At 65.2% G+C, this 7510-nt stretch carries 7 protein-coding genes; 5 read left to right on the top strand and 2 right to left on the bottom strand.

All coding sequences use genetic code 11. From position 1 onward, the window contains the following. The coding region (hpaD, locus tag IC66_RS0133530; protein ID WP_038950572.1) for a 3,4-dihydroxyphenylacetate 2,3-dioxygenase at positions 1-634 on the top strand (634 nt) is incomplete at its 5' end. Between the two features lie 10 nt (positions 635-644). Here the strand turns inward: hpaD and IC66_RS0133525 are convergent. Beyond that, entirely contained in the window at positions 645-1877 is a 1233-nt protein-coding gene (locus IC66_RS0133525) for an aminotransferase-like domain-containing protein (protein ID WP_028144028.1), read from the bottom strand. Positions 1878-1996: 119 nt separating this feature from the next. Next, positions 1997-2524, bottom strand: coding sequence for a DUF3124 domain-containing protein (locus IC66_RS0133520; protein WP_028144027.1), 528 nt, complete (start codon positions 2522-2524; stop codon positions 1997-1999). A gap of 67 nt (positions 2525-2591) precedes the next feature. Here IC66_RS0133520 and IC66_RS0133515 point away from each other — a divergent pair, with 67 nt between their 5' ends. The 4 genes from IC66_RS0133515 to IC66_RS0133500 form a co-directional block, all read left to right on the top strand. Continuing rightward, the gene (locus IC66_RS0133515) at positions 2592-4322 is read left to right on the top strand and encodes a cation:proton antiporter (protein WP_028144026.1); all 1731 of its coding nucleotides are present in this window, start codon (positions 2592-2594) and stop codon (positions 4320-4322) included. Positions 4323-4505: 183 nt separating this feature from the next. Next, the gene (gene ribB, locus IC66_RS0133510; RefSeq protein ID WP_038950571.1) at positions 4506-5582 is read left to right on the top strand and encodes a 3,4-dihydroxy-2-butanone-4-phosphate synthase; all 1077 of its coding nucleotides are present in this window, start codon (positions 4506-4508) and stop codon (positions 5580-5582) included. Positions 5583-5710: 128 nt separating this feature from the next. Then, positions 5711-6925: an acyl-CoA dehydrogenase gene (locus IC66_RS0133505; protein ID WP_028144024.1), complete on the top strand. Its 1215-nt coding sequence runs from the start codon at positions 5711-5713 to the stop codon at positions 6923-6925. 167 nt (positions 6926-7092) lie between these two features. Then, positions 7093-7510 (top strand): MBL fold metallo-hydrolase (locus IC66_RS0133500; RefSeq protein WP_038950570.1); only part of this gene is annotated, 418 nt, incomplete at its 3' end.

The following is a 7510-nucleotide window of genomic DNA, read 5'->3' as shown; positions in this document are numbered from 1 at the left end:
CGGCTCGTTCACGAGCCACGAGGCGCCGCAGATGATCCAGGATCTGCGCTACGATTTGCCGGGCGACACGCGCCTGGCCGAAGCCATCGCTGATAGGGCCGGGGACGCCGGCCTGAACGTGATCGCCCATCAGGTGGCCAGCCTCGGGCTCGAATACGGCACCGTCGTGCCGATGCACTACCTGAACCGGGACGGCTTCGCGAAGGTCGTCTCGGTCGCCTCGCCGCTATTCACCTCCTTCGAGGAGAGCCGGATCCTCGGTGAAGCGACCCGCCGCGCGATCGATGAATCCGGTGAACGCGTCGCAATCATCGCCAGCGGTTCGCTCTCGCATCGGCTCTGGCCGAACAAGAAGCTGGGCCCCGAGGCCTGGACGTCGGTCGCCAGCGAGTTCAACCGTCAGGTCGATCTGCGCGTGCTCGAGCTGTGGCAGAGCCGCCGCTATCGCGAATTCCTCGACATGCTTCCGGATTACGCCACCAAGTGCAACGGCGAAGGCGGCATGGCCGACACCATCATGCTGTTCGCCGCGCTTGGCTGGTACGACTACCGCGGCGCCGCCGAGCAGCTCTGCGACTATTTTCCGTCCTCCGGGAGCGGCCAAGTCAACGTGGAGTTTCACGTCGAGGCGTGAGGCCGCGGCCTCAGGCCCGCTTCTCAACATTGGCACTCCGGGCCGGCACCCCGAATTCCTTGCGGCAGACCTCGGCCAGCACGGCGACGCCCTCGCGGATCTGCTGGTGCGTCGGACTCGCAAAACACAGCCTGAGGCGCGAGCTGGCATGGCTCTTGTTGGTCGACCATTCCGGCCCCGGATTGATCGAGACGCCGGCGGTGAGAGCGGCCTGATAGAGTTTCAGCGTATCGACCTGGTCGGGCAGCTTCACCCAGAGGAAGATGCCGCCCTTGGGCTCCTCGAACTCGGCGGCCGTCCCGAACTGCTCGTTCAGCGCCTCCATCAGCGTGTCGAGCTTGGTGCGCAGCGCCTTGGTCAGGGCCGGCACGTGGCTCGCGAAATGCGGCTTGCAATAGGCGGCGAGCACCATCTGCTCCAGCGCGCCGGAGCCGGCATCCGTCTTCAGCGCCAGCATCCGCGACATCACCTCCCAGGGCGCCACGATGAAGCCGACGCGCAGCGCCGGCGCGATCGACTTGGAGAACGAGCCGATATGAATCACGCCGCCGTTCGGGCTCATCGCATGAATCGCCGGCGGCCGCTGCCCCGACCAGACGAGATCGGCATAGCAATCGTCCTCGAAGATCGGCACGCCATACTCGGTCGCGAGCCGTACCAGCTCGGTGCGGCGGCTCTCGGGCATGATGCTGCCGGTCGGATTCTGCACCGTCGGAATGGTGTAGATGTATTTCGGCCGGATCCCGCGGCTCTTCAGGTCGGCCAGCGTCGCGGCCAGCACGTCCATGCGCATGCCGTCCTTGTCGAGGGGGACGCCGACCACATTGACGCCGAGCCGTGCCAGGCGGGTCAGCGAGCCCTGATAGCTGTCCTGCTCGAAGATCACGGTGTCGCCGCGGGTCAGCAGCGTCGCGTTGACGAGGTCGAGCGCCTGGAGCGAGCCGGACACGATCAGGAGATCGTCGACGGTGCAGTTGATGCCGGCATCGCGCTTGAGCTTGGTCACCAGGAATTCGCGCAAGGGCAGGTAGCCCTGCGGCCCATGCGCCAGCCCGTAAGTGGCGAGCGACCGGCCCTCTCGCCGCAGCACCGTGTTGGTCGCTTCGATCAACTCGTCGAGCGGCACCTGTTCGGAATCGTTATTGCCGCCCACAAAACTGTATTTGGCGAGGCCGGTCCAGCGCGCAGAAGGGGCCGGCAGCCCTGCCGGAAACAGGGGTGCGAAATCGAAGCTGGACGTCATGGGCGTTCCTCGTTTTGTTCTTGTTGAGCCAGCCGGCGTTGCGCCGGCCAGCCTTGTGTCTTGCCGGCCGTCCGGGTCGGACGGCCTTACTTCTTGCTAGCCGTCCGGGTCGGACGGACTCACTTCTTTGTGGCCGTCCTAGTCGGACGGCCCTGGCTGATGAAAGCGTAATGCGCATTGGCGACGCCGCCAACCATCAGGGCCTCGACCACGGGCTCGGCGATCTCGCCTGTCGCGGCCCAGTCGACGAGGAAATTGGCCCCGGTCCCGCCGCGCACGTCGTCGGTCGGAATGAAGATCGAGACGGTGGCCAGCGGCCTCACGGCCACCGGCGCCTTCAGATAACTCTCGACCTGCTTGCCTGCGGTGTCGAAATAAGCGATGCGTTTGATCACCAGCGGCTGGGTCTCGGAGGCGTTGTGAACACTCAAGGTCACCGAGAAGTCGACGCGCAGCTTGCCCTGGCTCATTGCGACGCTGGAATAGGCAGGCACGTAGAAACCACCGGAGATTGCGAGTTCCTCCTTCGGCAGCGCGGTGAGGGAATCGGCAAAGTTCTGTTCAATATTGACCTTGGATTGTGCGACGGCGGGCACGGCAAAGGCGAGGGGACATAGCAGCATTGCTGCGAACAGCCCTTTTCGCATGTGACGAATTGCTCGCTTGCCGCGCCGCAACCCGCCTCTAGGGTGCGGCAAAACGGACCAATTTGGCATGCATGAGCTCATTCGCGACATCACTCTCTGTATTCTGTTTGCCTGGATGCTGGGCCTGCTCGCCCATTTCTCCCGGCAGCCGCTCATTCTGGCCTATCTTATCGCCGGCTTTTGCATAGGTCCATTCGGCGCGGGCTGGGTCCATTCGCAGGAATCGATCGGCGTCATCTCCGAGCTCGGCCTGATCTTCATGCTGTTCATGATCGGCCTGGAGATCGATCTGAAGAAGATCGTGCGGGCGGGAAAGGTGATCCTGTTCGCGGCGGGCGGCCAGCTCCTCGGCGGCTGCCTGCTCGGGGTCCTGTTCTTCGTCGGCATCGGCCTGTCACTCGGGGGCGGGCACTTCGATGCGGTCTATCTCTGCGTCGCCTGCGCGCTGTCGAGCACCGTCATCATCGTCAAGGTGCTCTACGAGAAACGCGAGCTCGACACGCTGCCAGGACGCATCACGCTCGGCGTGCTGGTGCTCCAGGACATCTTCGCCATCCTGTTTCTGGCGGTGCAGCCGAGCCTTGCCAATCTGCAGGCCAGCGTCATCCTGCTCTCGATCGGCCGTGTCGCGGTGCTGGTCGCCGCAGCTCTGCTGGTCAGCCGCTACGTGCTGCCGCGGCTGTTCCACCAGATCGCCCGGCGGCCCGAGCTGATCCTGCTCGGCGCGCTGGCCTGGTGCTTTCTCGTCGCCGAGACCGCCGAGCGGCTGTCGCTGTCGCGCGAGATGGGCGCCCTGATCGCCGGCGTCTCGCTCTCGACCTTTCCCTACGCGCTCGACGTCACCGCCAAGGTCACCACGCTGCGCGACTTCTTCATCACCCTGTTCTTCGTCGCACTCGGCATGACCATTCCCGTCCCCGGCCTCTCCGTGATCGGGCTGGCGCTGATGATCGCGGCTTTCACGGTGGTGAGCCGCCTCGTCACCACCTTCACGCCGCTCTATCTGATGAAGCAGGGCTTGCGCGCCAGCCTGTTGCCGGCGCTGAACCTCGCGCAGATCTCCGAGTTCTCGCTGGTGGTGATCCAGACCGGCGTCGCCGATCACCATATCGCAGCGCAGACGGCGAATGCCGCCTCCTTCGCCTTCGTGGTGCTCGCGGTGCTCTCGACCTTTGCGATGAGCCGCAGCGACGAGATCACCCGCTGGGCGATCGGCCCCCTGAAGCGGATCGGCCTGCGCGACCTCGATCACGGCAACGGCCATGCCGAGGAGGGGCACGAGGGCGGCCATGGCGAGGCCCGCCGTATCGTCATCCTCGGTTTTTTCCGTGCGGCGAGCGCGCTGCTGGCCGAGATCGAACGGCAGACGCCGGTGCTGCTCGAGCAGATCACCGTGGTCGATTTCAACCCCAATGTGTACCAGACGTTGCTGTCGCGCGGCCTGCACGTGATCTATGGCGACATCAGCAGCGCGGATACGCTGCTCCATGCCGGCGTCGGCAAGTCCGAGATGATCATCCTCAGCGTGCCGGATTCGCTGCTGAAGGGCGCCAGCAACGAGAAGCTGGTCCGCCACGTCCGCGCGCTCAATCCGACCGCCCTGATCGTGGCCACGGCCGATCTCCTGTCGGACGTGGACGAGCTCTATGCGGCCGGCGCAAGCTACGTCACCGTGACCCGGCTCAGCGACGCTCATGAGCTGTTCACGGTCATTGAGGCCGCGCAGGCCGGCCTTCTGGCCGACAAGCGCGCCGAGCTCGACCAGCGGCTCGGCGAACGCCGCGAAGTGCTGCCCTGACGGCGTCGGCCGCCTTCCGCTCCGGCCGTCTGCGCCTATATCCCTGGTATCTTCGGTGCAAGGCTGGGGTGCAAGGCTGGCCTCCGATGGCCCGCTGCCCGGAATATGCGGTTGCGTCCAGGACACTAGCGCCCCGGCTCAAGTCCGGCTAAGCCTCCCGGCATAACCGATAGAGATTGGGACATGCCCGATAGCGTTCAGGAAGTCTTGCAGGCCTTTGCCCGGGGTGAGCTCGTGGTCGTCACCGACGACGAGGACCGTGAGGGTGAGGGCGATCTGATCGTCGCCGCCTCGCTCTGCACCGCCGAGAAGATGGCGTTCATCATCCGCCATACGTCAGGCATCGTCTGCGCGCCGGTGACGACCGAGGACGCGCGCCGCCTGCGGCTCGATCCGATGGTGGCCCACAACGATTCCGCGCACACCACCGCCTTCACGGTGTCGATCGACTACAAGCCTGATGGCGGCACCGGCATCTCCGCCGAGGAGCGCGCCTCCTGCTGCCGCGCGCTGTCCAATCCCAATGTCGGCGCCAACGATTTCGCCCGGCCCGGCCACATCTTCCCGCTGATCGCCAAGGATGGCGGCGTGCTGCTGCGCTCGGGCCATACCGAGGCCGCCGTCGATCTCTGCAAGCTCTCCGGCCTGCCGCCCGTCGGCGTCATCAGCGAATTGATGAACGACGACGGCAGCGTGATGAAGGGCGAGCAGGTCGCGCAGTTCGCGGCCAAGCACAAGCTCAAGCACGTCACCATCGCGGACATGATCGCCTACCGTCAGGCGCGCGAGAAGCTGATCGAGCGGGTCTCGACCTTCGTCACCGAAAGCCCGATCGGACCCTTGCAAGGCTATGCCTACCGTTCGCCGTTCGATTCCATCGCCCACGTCGCTTTCGTCTACAACGGCGTCGGCGACGGCAAGAACGTGCTGACGCGCTTTCACAAGCCGAACATCGTCAAGGACATCTTCACCGGGCACAAGCGCATGGCCGCCGTGCTCGAGCATTTCAAGAAATCCGGCCGAGGGGTGCTGGTTTACTTGCGCGACGGCGCGGCCGGTGTCCCTGTGGCGGCGCTGCCGGACGAGTCGGCGACGGAGGCCGACCGCAACCGCCAGTGGCGCGAGGTCGGCGTCGGCGCGCAGATCTTGCGCGACCTCGGCGTCACCTCGATCCGGCATCTCACCTCCTCGGTGCACGACTACAAGGGCCTGTCGGGCTTCGGCATCGAGATCGTCGCCAACGAACAGCTCGAGAGCTGACGACGCCGTTGCTGGGTTCGCGCCGTTGCGCGACCCGGAATGACCGAACCAGGATGCAATTGCACTTGTTGCCGCGGCGCTTTAGTTTGTCGGGCAATTTCTGACGGAACCAGACGAAAGGACGTTTCATGAGCGTGCGCCCTCAGGCCAAGGACAAGCCGGCTGCGGCTTCTTTCCAATGGGACGATCCGTTCCTGCTCGACGAGCAACTCACCGAAGACGAGCGCATGGTGCGAGACACTGCCCGCGCCTATGCCCAGGACAAGCTGCTGCCGCGCGTCTCCAAGGCCTATCTCGAAGAGACGACCGATCGCGAGATCTTCAACGAAATGGGCGAGCTCGGCCTGATCGGCATTACGCTGCCGGAGGAATATGGCTGCGCCAATGCGAGCTACGTCGCCTATGGCCTCGTCGCGCGCGAGATCGAGCGGGTCGATTCCGGCTATCGCTCGATGAACTCGGTGCAGTCCTCGCTGGTGATGTATCCGATCTACGCCTATGGCGACGAGAACCAGCGCAAGAAGTACCTGCCGAAGCTCGCCAGCGGCGAGTGGGTCGGCTGCTTCGGCCTGACCGAGCCTGATGCCGGCTCCGATCCGGCCGGCATGAAGACGCGCGCCGAGAAGGTCGCGGACGGCTACCGCCTCACGGGCAGCAAGATGTGGATCTCCAACGCGCCGATCGCCGACGTGTTCGTGGTCTGGGCCAAATCGGCCGCGCACGACAACCAGATCCGCGGCTTCGTGCTGGAGAAGGGCATGAAGGGCCTCTCCGCGCCGAAGATCGGCGGCAAGCTCTCCCTTCGCGCCTCCATCACCGGCGAGGTCGTGATGGACGGCGTCGTGGTTCCCGAAGACGCGCTGCTGCCCAACGTCTCCGGCCTCAAGGGGCCGTTCGGCTGCCTCAACCGCGCCCGCTACGGCATCTCCTGGGGCGCGCTCGGCGCGGCCGAGGACTGCATGCATCGCGCGCGCCAGTACACGCTCGACCGCAAGCAGTTCGGCAAGCCGCTCGCCGCGACCCAGCTCGTGCAGAAGAAGCTCGCCGACATGGAGACCGAGATCGCGCTCGGCCTGCAGGGCTCGCTTCGCGTCGGCCGCCTGATGGACGAGGGCAAGTTCGCGCCCGAGATGATCTCGATCATGAAGCGCAACAATTGCGGCAAGGCCCTCGACATCGCCCGTGTCGCGCGCGACATGCACGGCGGCAACGGCATCTCGATCGAGTACCATGTGATGCGCCACGTCCATAACCTCGAGACGGTCAACACCTACGAGGGCACCCACGACGTCCACGCGCTGATCCTGGGCCGCGCCATCACGGGCATTCAGGCGTTCTTCTAGCTCGTAAGGTTACGCGGCAGGAAACTCTTCGACGTCATGGCCGGGCAAAAGCGCGAAGCGCGTCTTCGCGCGAGATGACCCGGCCATCGACGTCTTAGGCCGCGCGAGGAACGTGGATGCCCGGCACAAGGCCGGGCATGACGAAGTCAGCAAGGTATGAGCAAGCCATGTCCGACAATGACGACGTCCCGTTCAACCGCAACTTTCCGCTCAAAGCCGGCATCGTCGAGGAAGTCCGACCCGGCGTGCGCCGCGTGCTCTGCAACAATCCGAGCCCGTTCACCTTCACCGGCACGGTCAGCTACATCGTCGGCAAGGGCAATGTCGCGATCATCGATCCCGGTCCGGACGATGCGGCCCACGCGGCTGCGCTGCTCGATGCCGTGCGCGGCGAGACGGTGAGCCATATCTTCGTCACCCACACCCATCGCGACCATTCACCGAACACCGCGCGGATCAAGCAGGCGACCGGCGCGCCGGTTTATGCCGAGGGCCCGCACCGGGCCTCGCGCCCGCGTTTCGAGAGCGAGAAGCACAATCCGGAATCCGGCGCCGACCGCGATTTTGCACCGGACGTCAAGGTCG

Source organism: Bradyrhizobium genomosp. III (assembly GCF_000261705.1).
In the GTDB taxonomy this organism is placed as follows: domain Bacteria; phylum Pseudomonadota; class Alphaproteobacteria; order Rhizobiales; family Xanthobacteraceae; genus Bradyrhizobium; species Bradyrhizobium ottawaense.
Note: the sequence above shows the minus strand (reverse complement) of the source record. Positions and strands in the feature narration are given on the sequence as shown.